The organism is Reyranella sp. (genome assembly GCF_030651995.1).
Lineage (GTDB): Bacteria > Pseudomonadota > Alphaproteobacteria > Reyranellales > Reyranellaceae > Reyranella.
Map to the genome: position 1 here is coordinate 14,017 of NZ_JAUSBN010000033.1, position 24,401 is coordinate 38,417.

The following is a 24,401-nucleotide window of genomic DNA, read 5'->3' on the forward strand; positions in this document are numbered from 1 at the left end:
CTCGATACACTCAGCCTTGCTGGATCGGCCACCACCTCACCTACCCATCGCTTCGCGATGGGCCCCTTCCTCTCCCCCGCTGCGCGGCGGAGAGGACAAAGGGAGGGGTGATCACCTCAGCGGATTGTTCAGGTCGACACCGTACTGCCTGGCGTTCTGCGCCATGTAGTGGTCGCGGCCATGCACGGGTTCGCCGCGGACGGCGGCGTCGACCATGTCGACGAAGGTGTGCCAGCCCATCGCGTTCAGCTTCACGAACGATTCCAGGACCGGAAGGTGCTCGAGCGTCAGCAGGGTCCCCTCGACGGAGGCTGCCAATGTCAGGATGACGTACGATTCGGGGTAGGGCGACGTCGCATCACCCGGATTGTACACGTTCCATGTGTAAGCCAGCCGGCCCGGTGGCTGCCATTGGGTGACGACCCCGCGAATGTGGCCGCCCATCAGAGACACGGCGCCACCGACCCTCGGCTCGATGCTGCCCTCGCCGTACCAGCCTGGCAGGCGGCCAGGGACGGTCAGGAAACTCCACGCTTGTGCGGGCGGGCCGGGAAGGTGCCGCTCGAAGCGCACCATATGCGCATGGGTGAATTGCGCGCCGTCGCTCATGGACTTTCCCGCCTCTTGGCTTAAAGAAAACGCCGCACATGGATTACGAATCTCTCAAGACCCCGGCCGACGACGTCGTTCGTGACGATGCCAGCTTCGAGGCCTATCGGCTCTCAGGCGACTTGATCGATTCACAACACCCGATAATCGTGGCCTATGCAAGGCGCATGGCCGGCGAGGGCAGTGACCAGGAGAAGGCGCTGCGCCTGTACTACGCCGTGCGCGACGAGTTGCGCTACGATCCCTACAACACGCCGATGAAGCGCGAGGCCTATCGCGCCAGCACCACCCTCGCGGCTGGGCACGGCTACTGCGTGAACAAGGCGGGCGTCATGGCCGCCGTCTGCCGCGCCGTGGGCATTCCGGCGCGGCTGGGCTATGCCGACGTGCGCAACCACATGACGACCCGCCGGCTGTCCGAGCTGATGGGCAGCGACGTTTTCTATTACCACGGCTACACCGACGTCTGGCTGGGCGGGCGCTGGGTCAAGGCGACGCCGGCCTTCAACCGGGAACTCACCGACAAGTTCGGCCTGAAGCCGCTGGATTGGGACGCCGTGGGCGATTCGATCTACCACCCGTTCGACCTCGGCGGCCGCCGGCACATGGAGTATCTCGCCTATCGCGGGGTGTTCGCCGACATCCCGTTCGAGGAGATCCGCGGCGCCTTCCGCCACTACTATCCGCGCCTGTCGAAGGGGCAGGAGGAGATGGCGCTGGGCGGCGATTTCGGCGCGGAGGGTGCAGCTGAAACGGCCCCCGGGGCGAAGACCAAGTGAACCTGACGCCGCGGTCGCCCGCCTACATCGCGCTTCTGGTGGCACTGGGCAGTTTTGGCCCGCTCACCATGAGCATCTATACGCCTGTCATGCCGTCGGTCGGTCACGAGTTGCTGGCGACCCCCGACAATGTGAAGCTGACGCTCACCACCTACATGCTGGGCTTTGCGGTCGGACAGCTCTTCTACGGCCCGCTCAGCGACCGCTACGGGCGGCGGCCGGTCCTGCTGGGCGGCCTGCTGTTCTTTACGATCACCAGCTTCGCCTGCGCCTTTGCGCCGTCGATCGGTGGGCTGATCGGGTTGCGCATCATTCAGGGTCTGGGCGCGGCATCCGGTTCGGTGCTGGGCCGCGCGCTGACGCGCGACGCCTACACGTACAAGGAAATGCCCCTGGTCATGAGCTGGATCTCGCTCGGCCAGAACATCGCGCCGTCGCTGGCGCCGATGATAGGTGGATTCCTCGGCGAATGGTCGAGCTGGCGGGCGACCTTCTGGTTCGTGGGCGGCTTCGGCGCGATCCTGTTCCTGGTGACGCTGGCGGGCTTGCGCGAGACCAACAAATTCCGCAGCGAACGCATCGATCTGTCGAGCCTGTTGCGCGGCTCGGGCGAAATGCTGCGCGATCGCCGCTTCCTCGGCCACATCCTCCCCTTGGGCTTCGCCTTCGCGCTGAATTTCGGAATGCTGGCGGGCGTGCCCTTCGTGCTGCAGGAGAGCATGGGCTTCAGCCCGCGCGAGTTCGGCCTCATCGTGCTGCTCTCGGTCGGCGGCTTTACACTCGGCACTTTCGTGAACAACCGTCTGGTCGGCCGCGTCGCACCGGTCGACATCATCATGTTCTCGGGCTGGTTCCACGTGGCGGCATTGATCGGCATGGCGGCACTTTCGCTGTCCGGCATCGTCACCTGGTGGGCCATCGTCGGCCCGCACATGCTGTTGAGCTTCGGTACGGGCATGATCGTGGCGAATGCCAATGCCGGTGCCGTAGGCCTCTATCCGCGCCTTGCCGGCACGGCTTCGTCGCTGGCCGGCCTCGCGCAGATGGGCATGGGCGCCATGGGCACGATCGCCGTCGCAGCCCTGACCGTGGTCGGCAGCCGCTATGTCGCGATGCCGATGGTGATCGGGCTCGCGCCGTTCGCGATCGCGACGGTGCTGAGTGCCCGACTGTTGCGCGGTGAGCCGCGCGCCCCGAAACTGGATGAGTAGAAGAGGGAGAGAGAAGACGATGACGAACATGCTGAAGGACAAGGTCGTGCTGGTGACCGGCGCGGGTGGCGGCATCGGCCGCGAGATGGCGCTGCTGGCGGCCAAGGAAGGCGCCAAGGTCGTGGTCAACGATCTCGGCGGTGCGGTCGACGGCGAGGGCAGCGGCAGCGCGACGGCGGCCGAGAAGGTCTGCGAGGAGATCAAGGCGGCCGGCGGCCATGCCGTCCCGAATGGCGACAGCGTGTCAGATCCGGCCGGCGCCGAGCGCATGGTCAAGGCGGCTGTCGAGAATTTCGGCCGCATCGACGGCGTCATCAACAACGCCGGCATCCTGCGCGACCGCATCTTCCATCGCATGAGCCACATGGACTGGAAGATGGTCATCGACGTGCATCTCAACGGCTCGTTCAACACCAGCCGCGCCGCCGCCAACTACTTCAAGGAACAGAAGTCCGGCGCCTTCGTGCACTTCACCTCGACGTCCGGCCTCGTCGGCAATTTCGGCCAGGCCAACTACTCGGCGGCCAAGATGGGCATCATCGGCCTGTCGCGCTCCATCGCCCTCGACATGGCGGCGTTCAACGTCCGCTCCAACTGCATCTCGCCGTTCGCCTGGACGCGCATGATCGGCACGATCCCCGCCGACACCGAGGCCCAGAAGGCGCGCCTGGAGCGCTCCAAGAAGATGACCCCGGCCAAGATCGCGCCGATGGCGGTCTACCTCCTGTCGGACTCGGCCCAGGAGCAGGGCATCACCTCGCAGATCTTCGGCGTGCGCATGAACGAGATCATGCTGTTCAACGCCAACCGCCCGGTACGGTCCGTGCATAACTCCGAAGGCTGGACCCTGGAGGACATCGCCGAGCACGCGGTGCCGTCGATGAAGCCCTACTTCACCGACCTGAAGCGCTCCCCCGAGTACTTCACCTGGGATCCGATCTGAGCCGGAAGGACTGAGACAATGGCTGCCGAGCAAATGAAGAACGAGCCCAGGATCGATCCCAAGGAGATCCTGGAAGGGATCGTCGAGTGGATCGAGATCGAGAGCCCGAGTCACGACGCGAAGGCAGTCAATCTCATGGTCGACAAGGTCGAGGGCCAGTTCCGCGACCTTGGTCTCGACCTCGATCGCACGCCGGGGCGCGACGGCTTCGGGGACATCCTCGAGGCCAGGACCCCGGCGGAGTGGAGCACGGGGGAGGGCAAGGGCATTCTGGTCCTTGCCCATCTCGATACGGTCCATCCGCTCGGGATGAAGGAGAAGGAGCTGAAGATCCGCCAGGAAGGCGACAGCGTCTTTGGCCCCGGCATCTACGACATGAAGGCGGGCGGCTACATCGCCTACTACGCGCTCAGGCACCTGATCCGCCAGGGCAAGCGCACGAAGCTGCCTGTCACCTTCCTGTTCATCCCCGAGGAGGAGGTCGGCAGCCCGACCTCGCGCGCCCGTATCGAGGAAGCCGCCAGGGGCCACAAATACGCACTGGTCATGGAGCCGGGCCGCGACGGCGACAAGGTCGTGACCTCGCGCAAGGGCGTAGGCCGCTTCACCCTGACCGCGAAGGGTCGCGCCGCCCATGCCGGCGTGCGCCACGAGGACGGCCGCAGTGCCATCCTGGAGATCGCCCGCCAGATCGTGCGCATCGAGGAAAAGACGGACTATGCCCGCGGCATCACCTGCAACGTCGGCCTGGTCCGCGGCGGGTCGGGGGTCAACGTGACTCCGGCCGAGTGCACGATCGACGTCGATTTGCGCGTGCCCAGCATGCAGCTGGCCGAGGAGATGACGCACTGGTTCCTGAACCTCGAGCCGATCGGCAAGGAAGTCGAGCTTTCGGTCGAAGGCGGCATGAACCGGCCGCCCTACCAGAAGGATGCCGGCATCGCCGATCTCTTCCAGAAGGCGCAGGCGATCTATCGCGAGATCGGCAAGGAGCTGAACGACGTGCCGCTGACCGGCGGCGGCAGCGACGGCAACTTCACGGCGGCGCTGGGCATCCCGACGCTCGACGGGCTGGGCGCCGACGGCAAGGGCGCCCACGCCATCACCGAACAGATCTACTACTCGTCGCTGGAGCCGCGCACCTACCTCTGCGCGCGCCTGCTGGAGACGCTGGAGTAGGAGCTCCATGTCGTCCTGAGCGCAGCGAAGGACCTCCCATCGCGGACAGACGACTGGGTGGCCGACGAGAGATCCTTCGCTGCTCTCAGGATGACAGAGCGGCTCAGTACCCCGCGGTGAAGCGCTTGTGCAGGTGCTTGGGCTTCTCGATCTCGTTCACGATGGCGACCGCGAAGTCCTCGCGGCTGATGGCGCTCTGGCCTTCCTTGTCCTCGAGCAGGTTATCCTTGCCGAGGCGGAACTTTCCGGTGCGTTCGCCGGGCTGGATCGAAGCGGGCGGCGAGATCGCCGTCCAGTCGAGATCCTTGGCCTTGCGTACCTCTTCCAAGGCCAGCGACGCGGGCTTGGAGGTCGGGGGCTGAATGCCGCGGTCGGCCATGTGGTCGAGATGGGTGCGGCCGTCGGCGCGCAGCAGGCTGCCCGCGCCGACCACGAACAGGACGCGCTTCACGCCGCTGTTGCGGACCGCCTCCAGCACGTGATGGACGCTGGCCTCGTTCCACTTCACCGACGCCACGACGATGTCGTGGCCCTTGAGGATGGCCGACATCGACACGACGTCGGTCGTGCTGCCCTGCCGGATGGTCATGCCGGCGCGCGGCTTCAGCTTGGAGGCGTCGCGCGTGATGGCCGTGACGCTGTGCTTTCGGTTCAGGGCTTCGTCGAGCACACGGCTACCGATATTGCCGGTGGAGCCGATGAGGGCGATGGCGGTCATTGCGGCGTTTCCTTCATGAGATGGCGCAGGGCCGCCACGGTCTCCGCCGGCGCCTCCTGCGGAACGTTGTGGCCGATGCGCGGCAGCATCCGCCGCTCGTAGCCGCCCGTGAACTTGTCGGACTGGCCGTCGCGGTCGGAGGCCGGTCCCACACCGTCGGCGGCGCCGTGGAGATTGATGGTGGGCACGGAGATGACCGGCTGCCTGGCGAGCCTCGCCTCGATCGGCTCCAGCAGGGGGTCGCCCTTGGTGTAGCCGTAGCGATGGCGGTAGGACTGGATCACGACGTCGACGAAGTCGGGGTTATCGAACGAGGATGCCGTCTTTTCGAACGTCGCGTCGTCGAACTTCCATTCCGGAGACCACAGGCTCCAGAGCAGCTTGCAGATGTCGCGGCGGTTCTTGGTGAGGCCGGCGCGTCCGCGCTCGGTGTTGAAATAGTACTGGTACCAGAGCCGGTGCTCGGCGGCCGCGGGTGCAGGTTCGACCGACGCCGCGATGTTCTGGAGATTGTAGCCGGTGCAGCTCACCAGACAGCGGACGCGCTCGGGCCACAGGGCGGACACGATGCAGGCGGCGCGGCCGCCCCAATCGTATCCCGCCAGCGCGGCGCGCCGGATGCCAAGAGCGTCCATCAGCTGCAGCAGGTCGTGACCCAGAGCCGCCTGTTCGCCCGATCGAAGCGTCTCGGGCGAGAGGAACCGGGTGGGACCGTAGCCGCGCAGATACGGCACCAGCACGCGGTTGCCGTCGGCGGCCAGCGCCGGCGCGACCTCGTCGTAGGCGCGCACGTCGTAGGGGAAGCCGTGCAGCAGGATCACCGGCGCGCCGTCGGGCGGCCCGTGCTCCTCGTAAGTGACGTCGAGGACGTCGGTGCGGATGGATTTGCGGTTCATCTGCTGAACATATAGCGGCCCCGCGCCGCCGTTGACAGCCGCGCGTGCCGCGACCAGCCTCGAAGAATGAGCCGGATCGGCAATTTCCTGACCCTTGAGCAGACGCGCCGGCTCGGCGCCAAGTCGAACCTCGTGGGGGCGCTGCTCGTCCTGCAGGCCTGGGGGTTGATCGCGGGCGGCATGGCGCTGTTCGCCTTGTGGCCCAACCCCTTCACCTTTCTGCTGGGTGTCATGGTGATCGGCGGGCGGCAGCTCGGTCTCGCCATCCTGATGCACGATGCCGCCCACGGGCTGCTGTTCGCCGACCGCCGCCTCAACGATCGGGTGGGGAGCTGGCTCTGCGCCTTTCCGGTGTTCACCAGCCTCACGCTCTACCGGCCGTATCACCTGCAGCATCACCGGTTCACACAGCAAGCCGAGGATCCGGACCTGGGCCTCTCGCAGGCCTTTCCGACCGGCCGGGCCAGCCTGCGCCGCAAGATCCTGCGCGACCTCACCGGACAGACGGCGTTCCTGAGGCGTGGGGAGCAGATCCGCCGGGCGCTGGGGCCGGCGGAAGCACCGATCCGGGATCAACTCCGAAACCTGTGGCGCACGGAGAAGGGGCCGCTGATTGTGAATTTCGGCCTGCTCGCGGGGCTCTGCGCTGCCGGATATTGGTGGCTCTACCCCGTGATGTGGCTGCTGCCGCTCGCCACCTGGTACCAGTTCGTGAGTCGCATCCGGAACATCGCCGAGCACGCCGTCGTGCCGGACAACGACGATCCGCTGCGCAATACGCGGACAACCTACGCCAACCCGCTGATGAGGCTCCTGGTGGCGCCCTTTTGGGTCAATTACCACCTCGAGCATCATCTGTTCATGTTTGTGCCCTGCTGGCGCCTGCCGCAGGCGCACCGCGCCTTGCTGGACGGAGGCCATCGTCTGTCGATGGAACTGAAGCCCGGCTATCTGGCCGTGCTCAAGGCCGCGACCACCGGCGCACAGGGTGGCGGGCGAAGCCCCGGCGAGCGAACTGCCCAGCACATCTAGATTTGCGGCCATCGGCACAAAGAAAAGGCGGTCCGTGGGACCGCCTTTTCGATTGGTGCTTGCCTCTGCCGCTTACTGGGCCGGGCAGGCGTAGATGTTCATCTCGGGGCCGAGATCGTACGGCGGCGGCACCTGCGAAAGGGCCGTGACCTTCGGATCCATCGCCCAGTCGAAGGCGCGCTTGCCGCGCGAGCAGAATTCCTTGTCGGTCGGCGCACGCTGCGCCGTGCGGTTGGCGACTTCCGTCACGAACACATCGGTGTTGAAGCGCTTGCGCCCGGCGATCTGCGAGAGCGCGCGGGAATTGGTGGCGAACTCTTCGCGGAATTTTCCGACGAAGTCTGCATAGAGCTTCTCGTAGGCGCGGGCTCCGCCGGGACCCTGACACTGCAGCGTCACGACCTGAAGTTCCTGCTGCACCATGCGTGCGCGCACAATCGAAAGGTCTGCCGCATTGTAGCAGATCGCCCGGGTCTGGCCCGCCGGAGGCGACGGCGGAACGGGTGCCTGGTAGTCGGCTGCCGCCGGCTTCACGGGTGCAGCCGCCGTCTTCGTCTGCCCGAGCGTGCAGCCGCCCAAGGCGAGAAGACCCGCCGTGAGAATTGCCGCCTGTGTAAGCCTCTTGATCATCCGCAAACTCCAAACGCCGTTGGCCGGAAACCGCCAGCGGGTACAACAGTTAGCCGCCCGTTTCAAACGCTAATACCAATTAAGGGACCAGATGCGCCGATTTCCCTCAGTTCTCAGTGTAAAGCTTTGGTGAGCGCACGGTCGAAGATCTCCAACCCGAGGTCGATCTCCGCCTCCGCCACCGTGAGGGGCGGCGCGATGCGGAAAATCCCGAATCCGCCGCGGACGGTGCTGGTCATCATCCCCAGCTCCAGGCAGTTCCGGGCCACTTCCTGGGCGAGGTCCGGGTCGGGGGTTCGCGAGCGCCGGTCCTTTACCAGGTCCAGCCCGAGCAGCAGGCCGCGTCCCCGCACGTCACCGATGCACTCATGGCGTTGCTGGAGCGCCAGCAGCCCCTCCTTCAGTCGCTTGCCGAGAGCTGCCGCGCGCTCCGTGAAGCGATCGCGGAGAATGACCTCGATGACCTTCAGGCCGACGGCGGCGGGCAGGGGATCGGAGGCGTGCGTCGTATAGAACAGGAAGCCGCGCTCGGCGGCCACGTCCTCGATCGCCGGCGTCGTCAGCATGGCGGCAAGCGGCAGGCCGGCGCCCAGCGTCTTGGAGAGGGTGAGATAGTCCGGCACCACGCCGTCGCGCTCGCAGGCGAAGAGGCTGCCGGTGCGGCCGAGACCGGTCTGCGCCTCGTCGAAGATGAGCTGCATGTCGCGCTCGCGGCACTTGTCGGCCAGCGCCACCATCCAGCCTTCCGGCGGCTCCAGCACACCGCCCGAACTCAGGATCGGCTCGACGATGCAGGCCGCCAGGGCGCCGCTCGACTGGCGGTCGATCAGCTCGAAGCCGAAATCGAGCTCGCCCTGCCAGTCATAGACGCCGCGATCGTCGATGAAGCGCGAGCGGTAGGTGTCCGGTGCCGGCAGGACAAGCGCCCCGGGTTGCGGCGGTCCGTAACCCTTGCGGCTCGACGAATAGGTCGCGGACGCGGCGCCGCCCGTGACGCCGTGCCAGGACCGGCTCATCGCCACGATCTCGTGACGGCCGGTCACCAGCTTGGCCATGCGCAGGGCGGCCTCGTTCGATTCGCCCCCGGTCGAGACCAGCAGCACGCGGTCGAGTTTTCCGGGCGACACCTTGGCAATCAGCGCCGCCAGCTCGACGACCGGCCGTGACAGGATCGTCGAGTAGAGATGGTCGAGTTCGCCGACATAGCGTCGCGCCACCTCGACGATTTCCCGGTGGCTGTGGCCCAGGATGGCGCTCATCTGGCCCGAGGTGAAATCGAGGATCTTCCGTCCATCGGCATCGGTGAAGTAGTTGCCGGCCGCGCTCTCGGCGATCAGCGGCGAGAAAGCGCCGCCATAGCGCACCAGGTGGGCGCGGGCCTTGGCCCAGAAATCGGGATCGGCGTTCTTGCTCATGCGGCGATGGCCTCCAGCGCGGCTCTGACCAGCGGCATGCGGTCGTTGCCGAAAAACATGTCGTTGCCGACGAAGATCGTCGGGCTGCCGAAACCGCCGCGGGCGATCAGCTCCTCGGTGTTCGCGCGCAGCCGCGCCTTGCAGGAATCGGCCTCGATGCCGGCAAAGAAGCGCGGGCGCTCGATGCCGGCCTTCAGGGCGATGTCGGCCAGCACGTCTTCCCGGGACAGGTCGCGGTCGGCTCCCCAATAGGCCTCGAAGGCCGCGGTCGCGTAAGCGACGAGCTTGCCCTCGTCGAGGGCCACGAAGGCGCCGCGCATGCACTTCACGCTGTTCACGGGAAAGACCGTCGGCGGGAACCCGATAGCGAGCCCGTAGAGACGCGCCCAGTCCTGCATGTCCTTCTGCATATACGCCTGCTTCAGCGGGTTGGGCCTGGCGCGGCTCTCGTAGACGGTCTGGTTCACGGCGTTGAAGACGCCGCCGACCAGGATCGGCTTCCAGACGATCTCCGCGCGCGCTTCCTGCGCCAGCGGCTGGATCGCGTGGAAGGCGAGATAGGTCCACGGGCTGGAACAATCGAAGTAGAAGTCGAGCTGGCGCGCCATTTCGTCCCCCTGAAAGCTGTTCGCCTTGTCGTTGCCATACATGGCGCGTATCTTGCAAATCCATGACGGTACCGACTGGCCAGTGTAGAGAAATGGGCCCCAAAAAGATCGCCATCGTCGTGCATCAGGAGCATTCGCGGCCCGGACGGGTCGGCGCACTGCTTGAGAAGCGCGGTTACGAACTTCACAGGCTTTGCCCCAATCTGGGCTGCAATCTGCCCGAGGACATGTCCGACTACGCGGGCGTGGTGGTCTTCGGCGGCCCCATGTCGGCCAATGATTGCGGCACTCTGGCCGGCATCAAGTGCGAACTCGAGTGGATCCCCAAGGTCGTCGACGCCGGCGTTCCCTTTCTCGGATTGTGCCTGGGCGCCCAGCTCCTGACGCGGGCCGCCGGTGGTCGGGTCGCCCCGCATCCCGAGGGCGTTGTCGAGATCGGCTATGTCGACGTCGAGCCGACCGAAGCGGGCCGTGCCTGGTTCAGGTCACCGATGAAAGTCTATCAGTGGCACCGTGAGGGCATGACCATCCCGGAGTGCTGCGAGTTGCTGGCCACCAACGATCGCTATCCCGTGCAGGGCTTCCGGTGCGGCCCCAACGCGTTCGGCTTTCAGTTCCATCCCGAGGTGACACTCGAGATGAAGACCATCTGGACGCTGAAGGCGGCCGAGCGCCTGAAGATGCCGGGTGCGCAACAGCGTGGTGTCCATCTGTCCATGCATGCGCTCTACGATCCGCCGCTCGACCGCTGGATCAACGGCTTCCTCGATCGCTGGCTTGCCACCGATCAGCGGGGCGCGCCGGCGTCGAAGGCAGTTCCCGTCATCGAGACCGAGTTCGCCGTCGCCGACTAGCCGTGCGATGGTCCTGCGCCCGCCCTTGGGCTAGTGTCTCCCCCAATCCAGGGGAGACGCTGAATGATATCGGGTGCGCTGATTTTCGTGCTGGCCGTCGTCCTCGTGGCGCTCGTGCTGGTCTTCGCGGGCGTCAAGACGGTGACGCAGGGCACGAACTGGACGGTCGAGCGGTTCGGCCGCTACACGCGCACGCTGGTACCCGGCCTGCATTTCATCGTGCCCTTCATCGATACGATCGGCCGCAAGATGAACATGCAGGAGAATGTCTTCGACATTCCGGCGCAGAAGGTGATCACCAAGGACAATGCCACCGTGCAGGTCGATGCCGTGGCCTTCTATCAGGTGGTGGACGCCGCCCGCGCAGCCTATGAGGTCCAGAACCTCCACCAGGCCATCACCAATCTGGTGCTGACCAACATCCGCTCGGTCATGGGCAACATGGCGCTCGACGAAGCCCTGTCGAAGCGCAACGACATCAACAACACGCTGCTCGCGGTCATCGACCAGGCGACCGGCCCCTGGGGCGTCAAGGTCCTGCGCATCGAGGTCAAGGACATCGCCCCGCCCGAGGACATCGTGGTGGCGATGGGCCGTCAGATGAAGGCCGAGCGCGAAAAGCGGGCGACCATCCTCGAGGCCGAGGGTATTCGCGAATCCAGCATCCAACGAGCGGAAGGCGAGAAGCAGTCGGCGATCCTTACCGCCGAGGGCCGCCGGGAAGCAGCCTTTCGCGACGCCGAGGCGCGCGAGCGCATGGCGGAGGCGGAGGCCAAGGCGACCTCCGTCGTAGCCGAGGCGATCGCCGGCAATGGCGTGCAGGCGACCAACTACTTCCTCGGCACCAAATATGTCGAGGCGCTGTCGAAGATGGGCTCCAGTCCCAACGCCAAGGTGTTCTTCCTGCCCGTCGAGGCGGCCGGCGTGATGGCCTCGATCGCCGGCATCGGCGAGCTCGCCAAGGAAGCTCAGGCACGGGGCGTCGACGCCACGCGGCCGCGCGGTTCCGTTCCCACCGCGGGCTGATCCGCGATGTTCAAGGTGGTCTTCTGGTACTGGTGGGCGGTCGCGGCCGTGCTGCTCGTCTTCGAGATGATGCTGCCGGGCGTCGTCTTCCTCTTCCTCGCCATCGGGGCGGCCGCCGCGGGCCTTTTCCTGCTGGTCGTGTCCGACCTGTCGATCGAGTTGCAGCTCCTGACCTTCGCGGTGATCTCCGTCGTCTCGGCCGTCGGCCTGCGCCGGACCTTGCGGCGCCTGCAGCATGCCGACAATCCCCCGACCTCGACGCTCAATGCTCGCGGCGAAGCCCTGGTCGGCAGGATCATCGTGCTCGACCAGCCTATCCTCAACGGTCGCGGCCGCGTCATCCTGGGCGACGGGAGTTGGAGCGTGACCGGCCCGGACATGGTCAAGGGCGCCAAGGTGCGGGTGAAGTCGGTGAGCGGCACCGAACTTGCCGTGGAGCCGGCGCCCTAGCCTCCGGGCTTGCTTATAGTTAACTATATGGTTAACAATAAGCCTGCTTCGGGAGGATCGCGATGGAACGGTCTTACGGCTGGGTGATCGTCGGCGCGGGCGCGTTGATGGGGTGTGTCGCGATCGGAGCGCTGTTCTCGCTGGCGGTCTTCCTGCAGCCCATGTCCGAGGCGACGGGCTGGACGCGCACCGGTATTTCCAGCGCCATGACGCTCGATTTCCTGACGATGGGCGTCGCGGCCTTCGGGTGGGGGGGGCGCTGAGCGACAGGTTCGGCCCGCGCATCGTCGTTCTCGCGGGCGCGGTCCTGCTGGGTCTCGGCCTGGCGCTGGCCAGCCGGGCCACCAGCCTGCTCGAGTTCCAGCTCATCTATGGAATCGTGGTCGGCGTCGCCGCTGGCGCGGTGTTCGCGCCGATGATCGCCACCGTCACCGGCTGGTTCGACCGCCACCGCAGTCTCGCCGTCTCGCTGGTCTCCGCGGGTATGGGCGTCGCGCCCATGACCATATCGCCTTTCGCGCAGTGGCTGATCTCAGCCTACGACTGGCGGACCGCAATGTTGACCATCGCCATCGGTGCGTGGGTGCTGCTGGTGCCGGCGGCGCTGCTGGTCCGCCGGCCGCCGGAGATGACGGCCTCATCGCCCGGCATGCCGGCGGAAGGCGGGGAGGGGATGACGGTCGGGCAGGCGCTGCGCTCGCCGCAGTTCATCGTGCTCGGGCTCACTTTCTTCTGCTGCTGCGCCGCCCATTCCGGGCCGATCTTCCATACGGTGAGCTACGCGCTCGCCTGCGGCCTGCCGGCCATGACGGCGGTCACGATCTACAGCGTCGAGGGGCTGGCGGGGCTCGGCGGCCGCATCCTGTTCGGCCTGCTGGGCGACCGGTTCGGCGCTCGGAGGGTGGTCGTCGCCGGGTTGATGGTCCAGGCCGTGGGCGCCGGCAGCTACTACTTCACGCGCGATGTCGGGGAGTTCTACGCCGTCGCGATCCTGTTCGGCGTTGCATATGGCGGCGTGATGCCCCTCTACGCCGTGATCGCCCGCGAATACTTCCCCCTGCGCATCATGGGCACGGTTTTCGGCGGCGCCGCCATGATCTCCAGCCTCGGCATGGCCTTGGGGCCTGCGGTCGGCGGTTGGATCTTCGATACGTTCCACGGTTACGGCTATCTCTACATCGCGTCTTTCGGCATGGGTCTCGCGGCCGTCGCCATTGCCCTGGCTTTCCCGGCCCCATCGTCCGCGCGCCGTGTCCCGCACACCCAGCCGGCCTAGATCGCGATACCGAATCACCGACCAGGAAGCCGCCACCGCGCCCCCGGCAGCAAGGCTAGATGATCGCCTCGCCGTCCTTGAGGAAGGCTTCGAGCGCGCGCTCGTGCGGCTCGAGGTCGAGGCCCTGCGCGGCGACCCATTCGTCGTTGTAGTAGGTGTTTCCGTACCGCTCCCCGCTGTCGCAGATCAGCGAGACCAGGGAGCCCGTGCGGCCTTCCGCCTTCATGCGCGAGGTGAGGATGCACAGCGCCACGAAGTTGGTGCCGGTCGAGCCGCCAACCTTGCGGCCCAGCAGGCGCGAGAGAACCCGCATGCCGGCCAGCGACTGGGCGTCGGGCACCCGCATCATGCGATCGATCATGTTCGGCAGGAACGAGGGCTCGACCCGGGGCCGCCCGATCCCTTCGATGCGCGAGGCGCGCTCGCAGGTCGCCTCGAGGTTGCCCTTGGCGAAGGCCTCGAAGAAGGCGGAGAACTCCGGATCGGCGACGCAGAGACGGGTGGCAAAACGCATGTAGCGGATGTACCGGCCGAGCGTCGCGGTGGTGCCGCCGGTCCCGGCGCTCATGACGATCCAGGTCGGCACCGGATGGGGCTCGCGGCTCATCTGCTCGAAGATCGATTCGGCGATGTTGTTGTTGCCCCGCCAGTCGGTGGCCCGCTCGGCATAGGTGAACTGGTCGACATAGACGCCGCGCAATTCGGTCGCTAGGGCCTCGGCGGCGGCGTAGATGCCGCGACCGTCGGCAACCAGGTGGCACTTGCCGTGCTGCCGTTCGATCTCCGCGATCTTCTCCGCCGAGGTCGATGCCGACATCACGGCATGGAAGGGCAGGCCCAGGAGGCGGGCGAAGTAGGCCTCCGAGATCGCCGTCGACCCCGACGAGGCTTCGACGATCGGCGTGTCCTGCCGGATCCGGCCGTTGCAGATCCCGTACAGGAACAGCGAGCGGGCCAGCCGGTGCTTGAGGCTGCCCGTCGGATGGGTCGACTCGTCCTTGAGATAGACGTCGATCCCCTCGAGCACCGGCAGGTCGAGCCGCAGCAGGTGCGTGTCGGCCGAGCGGCGCTGGTCGTTGCGGATCAGGTCCAGCGCCCGGCGGGACCATTCGGCATCGTTGTGACGGGCGACCGCCTCGTCGAGAAGCTGCATGTGCGTCATGGTCCGCTCGCCCGCACCCGGTTCCCGGCGTCAGCCGCCGATGATCTTCTTCTCGATCATGCAGTGGATGCCCTTGTTGCCGTCCACCGTCTGCGTGACGTGCAGGTCGGCCTGCAGGCTGCAGAGCATATAGGCGTCCTCGGGCTTCAGGCCGGTCTTGGCGGTGATCAGCCGGATCATGTCGCGCAGGGCTTCCTTGGCGGCGTCGTCGAGGTCCTGGTCGAAACCGTGGGTGATCCAGTGGGTCGCCGTCTCGGCGCGCGGATTGTTGAGCTTCATGCCCTTGTGCAGCGTGAACTTGAAGGTGCCGCTCAGGCTGGTCTCGAGCGCCGTCAGGTTGACCTCGCCGTCGCCCTGCACGCCGTGGCCGTCGCCGGTCGAGAACAGGCCACCATCGGCGAAGACGGGGAAGTAGACCGTGGTGCCGACCCGGAAATGCTTGTTGTCGATGTTGCCGCCGAAGGCGCGCGGCTCGACCGAGCTGCACTGGCCCCATTCCGGCGGCGGGGCGACGCCCATGATGCCGAAGAAGGGCTTGAGCTCGATCTCGGTGCCCCACGGCATGGTGCAGACGCCGCGGTTGGAATCGATCGGAATGTGGGTCAGGCGATAGAAGGGGAAGTCCTCGGGCAGGGTGCCCATCAGCGGGCGCTGCACGTTCCAGCCCCAGTTGGTGCGGAACTTGATGTCGAGCACCTCGACCGCCAGCACGTCGCCGCGCTCGGCGCCCTCGACGTGGACCGGCCCGGTCAGGATGTGCCGGCCGATATGCGGCTTCAGCTTGGAGAGGATCTCGCGATGCTCCGGCAGCACGTTGAAGGGCTCGCCCGGCAGGATCTCAGCGGCGCCCGACACGCAATGGATCGTGGCCGTATCGCCCGACTTGATGCGAAGCTGCGGCGGGAGCTGGCTGTCGAAATAGCCCCAATGGCAGGTCTCGGGCGAAGAATGCAGCTCGTGGTTGGCCATTTCGATCCTCAACTGTAGTGTCCTGCGCCCGAAGCACATACCGTGCCCGGGGAATCATCTCAAATCGAGCCAGAAAGTCTTCCGTGAACTACCGCCACGGCTATCACGCCGGCAATTTCGCCGACCTGCTGAAGCACAGCGCGCTCTGCGAACTCCTGCGCCTGCTGACGGCCAAGGACAAGAAGCTGTTCGTGCTCGACACGCATGCCGGCGCCGGTGGCTACGATCTCGCCGGCGCGAAGGCGCGACGTACCGGCGAGGCGGAGGCCGGCATCGGGCGCCTGATGGCCGAAAGCCGGACCGGGATGCCGGCCGCCGTCGCGCGCTATCTTGCGGCGGTCCAAGCCTACGATCGCAAGTTCGGGCCGCCGGGCGGTGTGCTCCATCGCTATCCCGGCTCGCCGCGACTGGTTCGCGCGGCCCTGCGACCGGGCGACCGCTTCATCGCCTGCGAGAAGCATCCCGAGGAGGCGTTGCTGCTGAAGCGCGAGTTCGCCGGCGACCAGGCCGTCGAGGTGCGGCAGGCCGACGGCTATCACGCGATCAAGTCGACACTGCCGCCGGTCGAGCGCCGCGCCCTGGTGCTGATCGACCCTCCGTTCGAGGCGACCGACGAATTCGAGGTGCTTGCGCGCGCGGTTCGCCACGGGCTGCGCCGCTTCGCCACCGGCTGCTATGCAATCTGGTACCCGGTCAAGGACGAGCCGGCCGTCGAAGCCTTCATCCAGTCGCTGGCGGAGACGCATTATCTGCGCATGGAACTCGATCTAGGCCCGCGGACCCCCGAGGGAAAGCTCGCAGCGTGCGGGCTGGTCGTGATCAATCCGCCCTGGAAATTCGAAGAGGCGATGCGTGAGGCGCTGCCGTGGATCGCCGCCCGTCTCGGCGACGGTGCCAGATCAAGCTTGGTCGCGTCGCCCGCCAGCCCCCCGCCTCAGGCATGAACCGTTGATGGAACGGGCCTATTTCTTGCCGTTGCCGCTTTTCTCCGGCCGCCATCCCCAGGCTTCGTAGGCGGCTTCGAGGATTCTCGGGTCCAGCTCATGGTCCCCGATCCGGACGCCTTCGCCCAGCCGGTCGGCGACGATCCTCAGGCCCTCGAGACGGGCATGCATCTTCTCGTCGCTGGCAACGACGTGCCAGGGGGCATGTTCGGTGTCGGTGCGTTCCAGCATGTCGTTGTAGGCGTCCAGATACTGCTTGCGCTTGGCGATGTTGCGAAAATCCTCGAGGCCGATCTTGTAGTGTTTGCTGGGCTTGCTCAGCCGCTCGATCATCCGCCGCTTCTGTTCCTCGGCGCTCACATGCACGAGCAGCTTGACGATCCGCACGCCATCGTCGGCGAGCTGACGCTCGAATTCGTTGATCTCGCGGTAGGCGCGCTCCCAGGCGGATTTCTCGCAGAAGCCCTCGATGCGCTCGACCAGGACGCGGCCGTACCATGTCCGGTCGAATATCGCCCAATTTCCGGGGGCGGGCAGCCTGTTCCAGAAGCGCCAGAGATAGTGCCGGCCCTGCTCTTCGGGGGGCGGCGCACCAACGCGCCAGACCTGCACCGATTTCGGCTCCAGCCCCGCCACCAGCCGCTCGATCATGCCGCCCTTGCCGGCGGCGTCCCAACCGTCGAGACAGATCAGCGCCCGGCCGCCCGTCCGCAGATCGTGGATCTGGAGGTCGAGCAGCCGTTCCTGCAACTTCTTGATCTGGCGTTCGTAACTCTGCTTGTCGATCGGACCGTCGATCATCTCGATCTTGTCCAGCCGCGGCCACTTGCCCATCCGGTCCCCCCGGCCGGATCGTGACAGCGGCGAGGCGCCGAGGCAACGCACGGAGATTGACAGCACGAACCCGCACGACGACTAATCTTCGCCGATGGCCGAAACGGAACCCACAATTCGTTACACGGAGCGCGCGGGCAAGCCCGTCGTGGAAGTCGGCGGGACGTGGACAGTGTTCAGCGTCCGCGGAATCCGCAAGAAGGCCGAGAAGGCGCTACAGGCGGCGGGGGCCGCCGCCAAGGACCAGCGCATCGTCGATGCGACCGGCCTCGAGCGGGTAGATACCGCGGGCGCCCTGGAGATTTTGGAGCTTGCGGGCGGTGGCCCCGACGCCGAGGTCGAGACGAAGAACGACGCGCAAGCGGCCCTCTTCAAGGTGGTCCGCGACAATATGTGCGAGGCCCACGCTGAGCATCGCGTCAACTCGCTGGCGCAGTGGCTGGAGGAGATCGGCCGCAGCTCTGTCGACTTCTACAAGCAGGTCCTCAATCTCTGCGCCTTCTTCGGCGAAATCCTGGTCGTCTTCGTCGAAGCCATCCTGCAGCCCAAGCGGTTCCGGCCGAACGCCGTCATCCGGCAAATGTACGAGGTCTGGATCCGTGCCCTCGTAATCGTCGGCGTCCTCTGCTTTCTGATCGGCGTGGTCATCGCCTACCAGGGGGTCCAGCAGCTTCGCCAGTTCGGCGCGGAGATTTTCACCGTCGAGGCGGTCGGTATCGGCATGTTCCGCGAGCTGGGGCCGCTCCTGACCGCGATCATCGTCGCTGGCCGCTCGGGGAGCGCCTTCACGGCCCAGATCGGCACGATGCAGGTCAACCAGGAGGTCGATGCGATGCGCACGATCGGCCTCAATCCCATCGAGTGGCTGGTCCTGCCGCGCATCACCGCACTGCTGATCTCGATGCCGTTGCTCGCCTTCTGGGGCGACATGGCGGGCCTGCTGGGCGGCGCGGTCGCCTGCACCATCTATCTCGACTTCACTTTCGTGCAGTTCTTCGACCGGCTGCGCGACACGGTCGGCCCATGGCACTTCTATACGGGCATGATCAAGGCGCCGGTCTTCGGCCTCGTGATTGCCACCATTGGCTGCTTCGAGGGGCTCCAGGTTCGCGGCAGCGCCGAGAGCGTCGGGCAGCTCACGACCAAGTCCGTGGTCGAATCGATCTTCTGCGTGATCGTGCTCGACGCGATTTTCTCGGTCATCTTCCTGCTCGCCGGCGTCTGATGGCTGAAGGCGGCCAGATCGTCGATCACAGGGACGGGCGCGATGTGGTGCTGCGCCTGCGCGGTATTCGCACGCAGTTCGGCGACAAGGTGATCCACGATCATCTAGATTTCGACGTATTCCGCGGCGAGATTGTCGGCCTGGTCGGCGGCTCGGGCAGCGGCAAATCCGTGCTCTTGCGGATTATCATCGGGCTGATCAAAGCCCGCGAGGGCACGATCGAGATGCTGGGGGTCGATACCAGCACCCTGCAGGGCAAGGCCCAGCGCCAGATGCTGGCCCGTACCGGCGTCCAGTTTCAGGACGGTGCGCTGTTCTCCTCGCTCAGCGTCACCGAGAACATCATCGTGCCGATCCGCGAGCATGCCGGGCTCGAGGAGGAGACGATGCGCGAGATCGCGGCCCTCAAGGTGTCTCTGGTCGGCCTTCCCAGCGATACCGGCGAGAAGAAACCCTCCGAACTTTCCGGCGGCATGCGCAAACGTGCCAGCCTCGCCCGTGCGCTCGCGCTCGATCCGGAACTCCTCTTCCTGGACGAGCCCACCGCAGGTCTCGATCCGATCGGCGCTTCCCATTACGACGAGCTGGTGAAGGGCCTCAGCCGCAACCTCGGGCTGACGGTGGTCATGGTCACGCACGACCTAGATAGCCTCAACGCCATTTGCGACCGCATTGCAGTCCTTCTCGACAAGCGCGTCGTGGTGGGTACGATGGCGGAGTTGCTGGAATACGACCATCCCTGGGTTCGGGAATATTTCCATGGGCCGCGAGGGCGCGCCGCGCGGCGGGAGCAGAAGTAGTATCGGATGGAAAGAAAATCGCCCTACGTGCTGATTGGCGCGGCGATGATCCTGTTCGTCGCCGCCTTGGCCGGATTCGTCATCTGGAAGCTGCGCGCGGGTGATCGCACGTCGTATGCCTACTACGACATTCTCTTCTCGGGTGACGTGCAGGGGCTGACGAAGGATTCGCCGGTCTTCTATCGCGGTTTGCGGGTGGGGCGCGTGGCGGACATCCAGCTCACGTCCCGGGTCGATACGCAGCGCTCGACCGGCCGGGAGCGCCTCACGGAGAAGATCGAGGTCACGGTGGCGGTCGACTGGTCGATCGACATTCGCGATCGGTCCTATGCCGTCTTCGAGAAGCCGTTCATTGCCGGCTCGCCGTTCATCCAGATCGTGGGGCGTCTCGACGTCGATCAGGTCAAGCCCAAGAAGAAGCTGGGCGAAAAGCCCTACCCCGAGATTCGCGAGGGCGCCTCGTTCCTGCAGGCGACCTCGACGTCGGCGCAGGAGCTGCTGACCAAGGCCAGCACGACGGTTGACCGCCTGAACGACCTGCTGAGCCCCGACAACATCGGCGCCGTCACCGACACGCTGCGCAACCTTCAGACGGCAACCAACGCCTTTGCCAAGTCCGATACTGCCATCCAGACCACCCTGGCGGAGCTGCCTCAGGCCGTGGCCGAATTCCGCAAGACCTTCGCCAAGCTCAACGACCTCTCGGAGTCGATCACGCTGATCGCCCAGGAGATCGGCCCGCAGGATGCCGAGACCCGCAAGGCGCTGGCCGGCAAGGATCCGGGCGAGCTGCGCAAGACGCTCAACGAGACCCGTGCGGCCCTGAGCAACATAAATTCCGCCGCCAGCCAGCTGAACAAGTTGGTCACGGACAACAGTCGCCCGATCAAGAATTTCACCGAAACCGGCCTCACAGAGTTCTCGCTGGCCCTGCGCGACCTGCGCCAGCTCACCGCCAATCTGAACGTCATCGCCACACGGCTGGAGCGCGACCCGGCCAACTTCGTGTTCAGCGGCAAGCAGGGATATACGCCGAAATGATCCGTTGCCTGGCCGCCTGCGCGGCCGCTGTTGCCCTCGTGTCAGGTTGCTCGTTCGTCAGTGCCGTGGATTCGGTGGGCGATCCGACCGATCTCTATACCATCTCGCCGAAGAGCACCTTCGATGCCGACCTGCCCTCGGTCTATTGGCAACTCGCGGTCGAGGCGCCGGTCGCGGCGGCCAGCCTCAATACCGGTCGCATCGCCATCGCGATGACGCCGACCTCGACGGACTACTATGCCAAGGTGGCGTGGACGGACCGGGCGCCTCTGATGGTGCAGACCCGCATCGTCGATTCCTTCGAGAACACCCGTAAAATCGTGGCTGTTTCCCGCGAATCGATTGCCCTGCGCGCCAACTACGTGCTGCAGCCCGACCTGCGCAATTTCGAGGCGATGTACTTCTACGGCCAGCCGCCGATCGTTAAGGTCCGCATCATCGCCAAGCTGGTGCGCATGCCCGACCGCCAGATCATCGGCGTCGCCTCGTTCGAGCGCTGCGTCCGGGCGCGCGCCGACAAGGTACCGAAGGTCGTCGAGGCCTTCGACCAGGCCTTGGGCAGCGTGATCAAGCAGCTGGTGTCCTGGACGCTCCGGACGCCTCCGCCGCAGGTCCCGAGCGATTCCGCGCCCTATGACATCGCGCGCTTTCGCAACCCGGCCAACGCGGTTATCGACAGCGCCAATTGCCCACGGGGCCAGGACGCGTCGATGGTTCCCTATACCGACGAATAGGAAGGCGAAGCGCGTTCAGGCGCGCTTCTCGACCATCGACCAGGCGAGATCGGCCATGGCGCGGGCGCGATTGCCGTACTTGGTCGCCGTCTCCGACGAGGCATTGCCGTCGAGGCCGCGCTTGTAGACGCCCTGCACGATGGCAGCGAGGCGGAACAGCGAAAAGGCGAGGTAGAAGTTCCAGGCCGGCACTTCCGTGCGGCCGGTGCGGCGGGCGTAGGCGGCGAGATATTCCTGCTCGGTCGGGATGCCGAAGGCCTTGAGATCCTGGCCGGCATAGCCGCCGGACGCCCCGAAGCCCTCGCCGAAATGATACATCATGCAGTTGTAGCCGAGGTCGGCCAGCGGATGGCCGAGCGTCGAGAGTTCCCAGTCGAGCACGGCGATGACGCGCGGCTCCGTCGGATGCACGATCGTGTTGCCGAGGCGATAGTCGCCGTGATTGATCCGTGTCTCGTCGCCCGGCGGGATGTTCTCCGGCAGCCACTTCTTCAGGGCTTCCATCGATTCGATGTCTTCGGTGCGGGCGAGGTCGTACTGGCTCGACCAGCGCGCGAGCTGGCGCTGGATGTACTGGCCTTCGCGGCCATAGTCGCCGAGGCCGACGGCGCGATAGTCGACAGTGTGCAGGCGTGCCAGCACGTCGTTCATCGAGTCGAAAATCTTGCCGCGGTCTGCCGGTGAGACGTCGGGCATCCTGACGTCGGCGAAGACGCGGCCCGGCAGGAACTGCATGATGTAGAAGGCCGTGCCGATCACCGAATCGTCCTGGCAGAGCGCGTAGGGCTTGGGCACCGGCACGTCGGTATGGTCCGCCAGCGCCTTGATCACGCGATACTCGCGGTCGACCTGGTGGGCCGACGGCAGCAGCTTGCCCGGCGGCTTCTTGCGCAGGACATACTGGGTCCCGGCGCCGTCGGTGACGTGGAACGTCGGATTGCTCTGCCCGCCCTCGAACTGGAGGATGCTGATCGGGCCGCGATAGCCTTCGACGTTGGCCTTCATGTAGTCGGCGAGGCGGACTTCGTCGAAGACGTGGGCCGGGCGGACGGGCGTGAGATTGTCGGGCAGATTGGACATGGGACTGTTCTAGAACCGTGGCGTTGGGAATTCGAGGCGCGTTTGCGATCGGGTCCGCAGGGCGGTCACTTGGGGATGGTCAGTTGATGTTGCGCTGCCGGCCTTCCCAGTAGGGCTTGCGCAATTCCCGCTTCAGGATCTTGCCGGTCGGATTGCGCGGCAGGGCGTCGATGAAGTCGACCGACTTGGGCAGCTTGTAACCAGCGATGCGTTCCCGCGCCCAGCCGATCAGATCGGCGGGCGACGTGTCCACGCCGGGCTTGCGCACCACGACCGCCTTGACGGCCTCGCCCCAGCGCTCGTCGGGGACGCCGATCACCGCCACGTCGGCGACGTCGGGGTGGCCGAACAGCGCGCTTTCGACCTCGGCCGGGTAGATGTTCTCGCCGCCCGACACGATCATGTCCTTCACGCGGTCGTAGATGAAGAGGTAGCCCTTTTCGTCGAGGTAGCCCGCGTCGCCGGTGAAGAACCAGTCGCCCTGGATCGCACGTTTGGTGGCGTCGGCCAGGCGCCAGTAACCGCGCATGACCTGCGGCGAACGGATCGCGATCTCGCCGACCGCGCCGGCGGGCACGTCCGCTCCGGTATCGTCGACGATGCGCAGTTCGACACCGACCTGCGCATAGCCGCAGGACAGGAGTTTTTTTGCGTCAGACGGATCGTGATCCTCGGGTGGGAGCAGGGTGATGGCGCCCGTCGTCTCGGTGAGGCCGTAGACCTGCTGGAAGCCGCACCCGAAGGTCGCCATCGCCTGTTTCAACAGGTCCGCCGGAATGGGAGCGGCGCCATAGACGATCAGGCGCAGGCTGGACAGGTCCGTCTCGCGGATCTGCGGTGCCTGCACCAGGAAGAGGATCATGGCCGGCACCAGCAGCATCACCTCGATCCGGTCCCGCTCGATGATTTCGAGCACGCGGGCGGGGACGAACTCGCGCACCACGTGGTTGGTGGCGCCGGCGAAGAGGCCGGCGATCGCCCAGCCTGCGCCGCCGATATGGAACATCGGCAGGCAGACGATGTTCTGGGTGCCGGGTTTCAGCAGCCAGCTTCTTGTCCATTGCTCGAACATGAAGGCGAAGTTGGCGTTGGTGAGCTCGGCTCCCTTGGGCAGGCCCGTGGTGCCGCTGGTGTAGAACTGCACGGCCGTGTCCTGGGGGCGGGCGGGCAGGCGAGGATCGGTGTCGGGGTGGCGGTCACGCCACTCGCCGAAGGCCTGCCAATCGTCGTGGCGTGGGCCCAATGTCACGATCCTGCGCACGGTCGACAGCTGGTCGCGGATCTTCTCGACGACCGGGAAATATTCCTCGCCCACGAACAGGATCTCCGCCTCGGCATCGTTGACGATCTGCAGCACCTCCCGGGGCGCGAGCCGCCAGTTCACCGAAACCATCACGGCACCGGCCTTGGCTGTGCCAAACAGCAGCTCGAAAAAGACGTCACTGCTCTTGTCGAGATGGGCGACCCGGACCTGCGGCTTGATACCCTCGGCGATGAGGCCGTTGGCGATGCGGCTCGAGGCGCGATCGAGGGCGCCGTAGGTCGTGGCCCGGCCTTCATGGACGATCGCCACCGTGTCCGGCCGTGCCGCGCCATGGGCGCGTGCAATGTCGGCCAGGCCGACCATCTCGATGCTCATAGGACATTTCCCCCGCGATTTTGGCCCGTCTTCTCCGTGGCCGGGCAGCGTCATCCTTCGGTGGTTTTGGCGTGAATTCAAGAGCTTGATCGCCTAGTGTCGCCTCGCAAACTCGGGCGTTTCCAAGGGGGTCCATGGGCAAGCGTATTCTGGTTACGGGCGGTGCGGGGTTCCTCGGCTCGCATCTCTGCGAGCGGCTGCTCGAGGCGGGCCACGACGTGCTCTGCGTCGACAACTATTTCACGGGCAGCAAGGCCAACCTCGCGGCCTGCCTCGACAACCGGCGCTTCGAGCTGCTGCGCCACGACGTGACCTTCCCGCTCTATGTCGAGGTCGACGAGATCTAC

General features: G+C 66.0%; 25 protein-coding genes and 1 pseudogene. 15 read left to right on the plus strand and 11 right to left on the minus strand.

The window, feature by feature from the left end:
* Nucleotides 1-111 precede the first annotated feature (111 nt).
* A complete protein-coding gene (locus Q7V45_RS08905; protein WP_304850302.1) occupies nucleotides 112-609 on the minus strand; it encodes an SRPBCC domain-containing protein in 498 nt (165 codons plus the stop codon).
* A gap of 38 nt (nucleotides 610-647) precedes the next feature.
* On the opposite strand from Q7V45_RS08905, the gene Q7V45_RS08910 reads away from it, so the two are divergent.
* Genes Q7V45_RS08910 through Q7V45_RS08925 form a run of 4 tightly spaced genes read left to right on the plus strand, consistent with a single transcriptional unit; the run spans nucleotide 648 to nucleotide 4,721 of the window.
* Nucleotides 648-1,388 carry a transglutaminase family protein gene (locus tag Q7V45_RS08910; protein ID WP_304850305.1) on the plus strand — a complete coding sequence of 247 codons (741 nt, stop codon included), beginning with the start codon at nucleotides 648-650 and terminating at the stop codon, nucleotides 1,386-1,388.
* Nucleotides 1,385-2,599 carry a multidrug effflux MFS transporter gene (locus tag Q7V45_RS08915; protein ID WP_304850308.1) on the plus strand — a complete coding sequence of 405 codons (1,215 nt, stop codon included), beginning with the start codon at nucleotides 1,385-1,387 and terminating at the stop codon, nucleotides 2,597-2,599. The genes Q7V45_RS08910 and Q7V45_RS08915 overlap by 4 nt, the downstream gene beginning before the upstream one ends.
* Nucleotides 2,600-2,618: 19 nt before the next feature.
* The gene (locus Q7V45_RS08920) at nucleotides 2,619-3,542 is read left to right on the plus strand and encodes an SDR family NAD(P)-dependent oxidoreductase (protein ID WP_304850311.1); all 924 of its coding nucleotides are present in this window, start codon (nucleotides 2,619-2,621) and stop codon (nucleotides 3,540-3,542) included.
* Nucleotides 3,543-3,560: 18 nt separating this feature from the next.
* Nucleotides 3,561-4,721: a M20 family metallopeptidase gene (locus tag Q7V45_RS08925; protein ID WP_304850314.1), complete on the plus strand. Its 1,161-nt coding sequence runs from the start codon at nucleotides 3,561-3,563 to the stop codon at nucleotides 4,719-4,721.
* A 103-nt stretch (nucleotides 4,722-4,824) separates the two neighbouring features.
* Here Q7V45_RS08925 and Q7V45_RS08930 read toward each other — a convergent pair whose 3' ends face one another.
* Both Q7V45_RS08930 and Q7V45_RS08935 read right to left on the minus strand, forming a co-directional pair.
* Nucleotides 4,825-5,439: an NAD(P)-dependent oxidoreductase gene (locus Q7V45_RS08930; protein WP_304850317.1), complete on the minus strand. Its 615-nt coding sequence runs from the start codon at nucleotides 5,437-5,439 to the stop codon at nucleotides 4,825-4,827.
* Complete coding sequence (locus Q7V45_RS08935; RefSeq protein WP_304850319.1) at nucleotides 5,436-6,335, minus strand: alpha/beta fold hydrolase; 900 nt, start codon at nucleotides 6,333-6,335, stop codon at nucleotides 5,436-5,438. The genes Q7V45_RS08930 and Q7V45_RS08935 overlap by 4 nt, the downstream gene beginning before the upstream one ends.
* Nucleotides 6,336-6,401: 66 nt before the next feature.
* On the opposite strand from Q7V45_RS08935, the gene Q7V45_RS08940 reads away from it, so the two are divergent.
* Nucleotides 6,402-7,367 (plus strand): fatty acid desaturase family protein, encoded by a 966-nt coding sequence (locus tag Q7V45_RS08940; protein WP_304850321.1) that lies wholly within the window; start codon nucleotides 6,402-6,404, stop codon nucleotides 7,365-7,367.
* A gap of 72 nt (nucleotides 7,368-7,439) precedes the next feature.
* On the opposite strand, the gene Q7V45_RS08945 is transcribed toward Q7V45_RS08940, so the two are convergent.
* The 3 genes from Q7V45_RS08945 to Q7V45_RS08955 all read right to left on the minus strand — a co-directional run bounded on the left by Q7V45_RS08945 (nucleotide 7,440) and on the right by Q7V45_RS08955 (nucleotide 10,062).
* Nucleotides 7,440-7,997: a hypothetical protein gene (locus Q7V45_RS08945; protein ID WP_304850324.1), complete on the minus strand. Its 558-nt coding sequence runs from the start codon at nucleotides 7,995-7,997 to the stop codon at nucleotides 7,440-7,442.
* 113 nt (nucleotides 7,998-8,110) lie between these two features.
* Nucleotides 8,111-9,412 carry an aspartate aminotransferase family protein gene (locus tag Q7V45_RS08950; RefSeq protein WP_304850326.1) on the minus strand — a complete coding sequence of 434 codons (1,302 nt, stop codon included), beginning with the start codon at nucleotides 9,410-9,412 and terminating at the stop codon, nucleotides 8,111-8,113.
* Nucleotides 9,409-10,062 carry a 2-hydroxychromene-2-carboxylate isomerase gene (locus tag Q7V45_RS08955; protein ID WP_304850328.1) on the minus strand — a complete coding sequence of 218 codons (654 nt, stop codon included), beginning with the start codon at nucleotides 10,060-10,062 and terminating at the stop codon, nucleotides 9,409-9,411. Before Q7V45_RS08955 ends, Q7V45_RS08950 begins: the two co-directional genes overlap by 4 nt.
* A gap of 50 nt (nucleotides 10,063-10,112) precedes the next feature.
* Here Q7V45_RS08955 and Q7V45_RS08960 point away from each other — a divergent pair, with 50 nt between their 5' ends.
* The 4 genes and pseudogenes from Q7V45_RS08960 (at nucleotide 10,113) to Q7V45_RS08975 (ending at nucleotide 13,626) form a co-directional block, all read left to right on the plus strand.
* Nucleotides 10,113-10,874, plus strand: coding sequence for a hypothetical protein (locus Q7V45_RS08960; protein ID WP_304850331.1), 762 nt, complete (start codon nucleotides 10,113-10,115; stop codon nucleotides 10,872-10,874).
* Between the two features lie 66 nt (nucleotides 10,875-10,940).
* Nucleotides 10,941-11,900, plus strand: a complete 960-nt coding sequence (locus Q7V45_RS08965; protein ID WP_304850367.1) for an SPFH domain-containing protein — start codon at nucleotides 10,941-10,943, stop codon at nucleotides 11,898-11,900.
* 6 nt (nucleotides 11,901-11,906) lie between these two features.
* Nucleotides 11,907-12,350 (plus strand): NfeD family protein, encoded by a 444-nt coding sequence (locus Q7V45_RS08970; RefSeq protein ID WP_304850334.1) that lies wholly within the window; start codon nucleotides 11,907-11,909, stop codon nucleotides 12,348-12,350.
* Nucleotides 12,351-12,412: 62 nt separating this feature from the next.
* A pseudogene (locus Q7V45_RS08975) lies at nucleotides 12,413-13,626 on the plus strand (MFS transporter).
* A 55-nt stretch (nucleotides 13,627-13,681) separates the two neighbouring features.
* On the opposite strand, the gene Q7V45_RS08980 reads toward Q7V45_RS08975, so the two are convergent.
* Nucleotides 13,682-14,788, minus strand: a complete 1,107-nt coding sequence (locus Q7V45_RS08980; protein WP_304850335.1) for a PLP-dependent cysteine synthase family protein — start codon at nucleotides 14,786-14,788, stop codon at nucleotides 13,682-13,684.
* A 30-nt stretch (nucleotides 14,789-14,818) separates the two neighbouring features.
* Entirely contained in the window at nucleotides 14,819-15,757 is a 939-nt protein-coding gene (locus Q7V45_RS08985; RefSeq protein WP_304850336.1) for an acetamidase/formamidase family protein, read from the minus strand.
* A gap of 83 nt (nucleotides 15,758-15,840) precedes the next feature.
* Between Q7V45_RS08985 and Q7V45_RS08990 the strand changes: the two genes are divergently transcribed.
* A complete protein-coding gene (locus Q7V45_RS08990) occupies nucleotides 15,841-16,701 on the plus strand; it encodes a 23S rRNA (adenine(2030)-N(6))-methyltransferase RlmJ (RefSeq protein ID WP_304850339.1) in 861 nt (286 codons plus the stop codon).
* An 18-nt stretch (nucleotides 16,702-16,719) separates the two neighbouring features.
* Here the strand turns inward: Q7V45_RS08990 and Q7V45_RS08995 are convergent, their stop codons facing one another.
* Nucleotides 16,720-17,535, minus strand: coding sequence for a polyphosphate kinase 2 family protein (locus Q7V45_RS08995; RefSeq protein ID WP_304850342.1), 816 nt, complete (start codon nucleotides 17,533-17,535; stop codon nucleotides 16,720-16,722).
* 172 nt (nucleotides 17,536-17,707) lie between these two features.
* Here Q7V45_RS08995 and Q7V45_RS09000 point away from each other — a divergent pair, with 172 nt between their 5' ends.
* The 4 genes from Q7V45_RS09000 to Q7V45_RS09015 are packed head-to-tail and all read left to right on the plus strand — an operon-like array spanning nucleotide 17,708 to nucleotide 21,335.
* A complete protein-coding gene (locus Q7V45_RS09000; protein WP_304850345.1) occupies nucleotides 17,708-18,760 on the plus strand; it encodes an ABC transporter permease in 1,053 nt (350 codons plus the stop codon).
* The gene (locus Q7V45_RS09005) at nucleotides 18,760-19,560 is read left to right on the plus strand and encodes an ABC transporter ATP-binding protein (RefSeq protein WP_304850348.1); all 801 of its coding nucleotides are present in this window, start codon (nucleotides 18,760-18,762) and stop codon (nucleotides 19,558-19,560) included. The genes Q7V45_RS09000 and Q7V45_RS09005 overlap by 1 nt, the downstream gene beginning before the upstream one ends.
* 6 nt (nucleotides 19,561-19,566) lie before the next feature.
* On the plus strand, nucleotides 19,567-20,601 hold the full coding sequence (locus Q7V45_RS09010; RefSeq protein ID WP_304850352.1) for an MlaD family protein: 1,035 nt from the start codon (nucleotides 19,567-19,569) through the stop codon (nucleotides 20,599-20,601).
* Nucleotides 20,598-21,335 (plus strand): ABC-type transport auxiliary lipoprotein family protein, encoded by a 738-nt coding sequence (locus tag Q7V45_RS09015; protein WP_304850355.1) that lies wholly within the window; start codon nucleotides 20,598-20,600, stop codon nucleotides 21,333-21,335. Before Q7V45_RS09010 ends, Q7V45_RS09015 begins: the two co-directional genes overlap by 4 nt.
* 15 nt (nucleotides 21,336-21,350) lie before the next feature.
* On the opposite strand, the gene Q7V45_RS09020 is transcribed toward Q7V45_RS09015, so the two are convergent.
* Nucleotides 21,351-22,415 carry a phosphotransferase gene (locus Q7V45_RS09020; protein WP_304850358.1) on the minus strand — a complete coding sequence of 355 codons (1,065 nt, stop codon included), beginning with the start codon at nucleotides 22,413-22,415 and terminating at the stop codon, nucleotides 21,351-21,353.
* 79 nt (nucleotides 22,416-22,494) lie between these two features.
* Entirely contained in the window at nucleotides 22,495-24,054 is a 1,560-nt protein-coding gene (locus Q7V45_RS09025; protein WP_304850361.1) for a fatty acid--CoA ligase, read from the minus strand.
* Nucleotides 24,055-24,188: 134 nt separating this feature from the next.
* Here Q7V45_RS09025 and Q7V45_RS09030 point away from each other — a divergent pair.
* Nucleotides 24,189-24,401 (plus strand): NAD-dependent epimerase/dehydratase family protein (locus Q7V45_RS09030; RefSeq protein ID WP_304850364.1); only part of this gene is annotated, 213 nt, incomplete at its 3' end.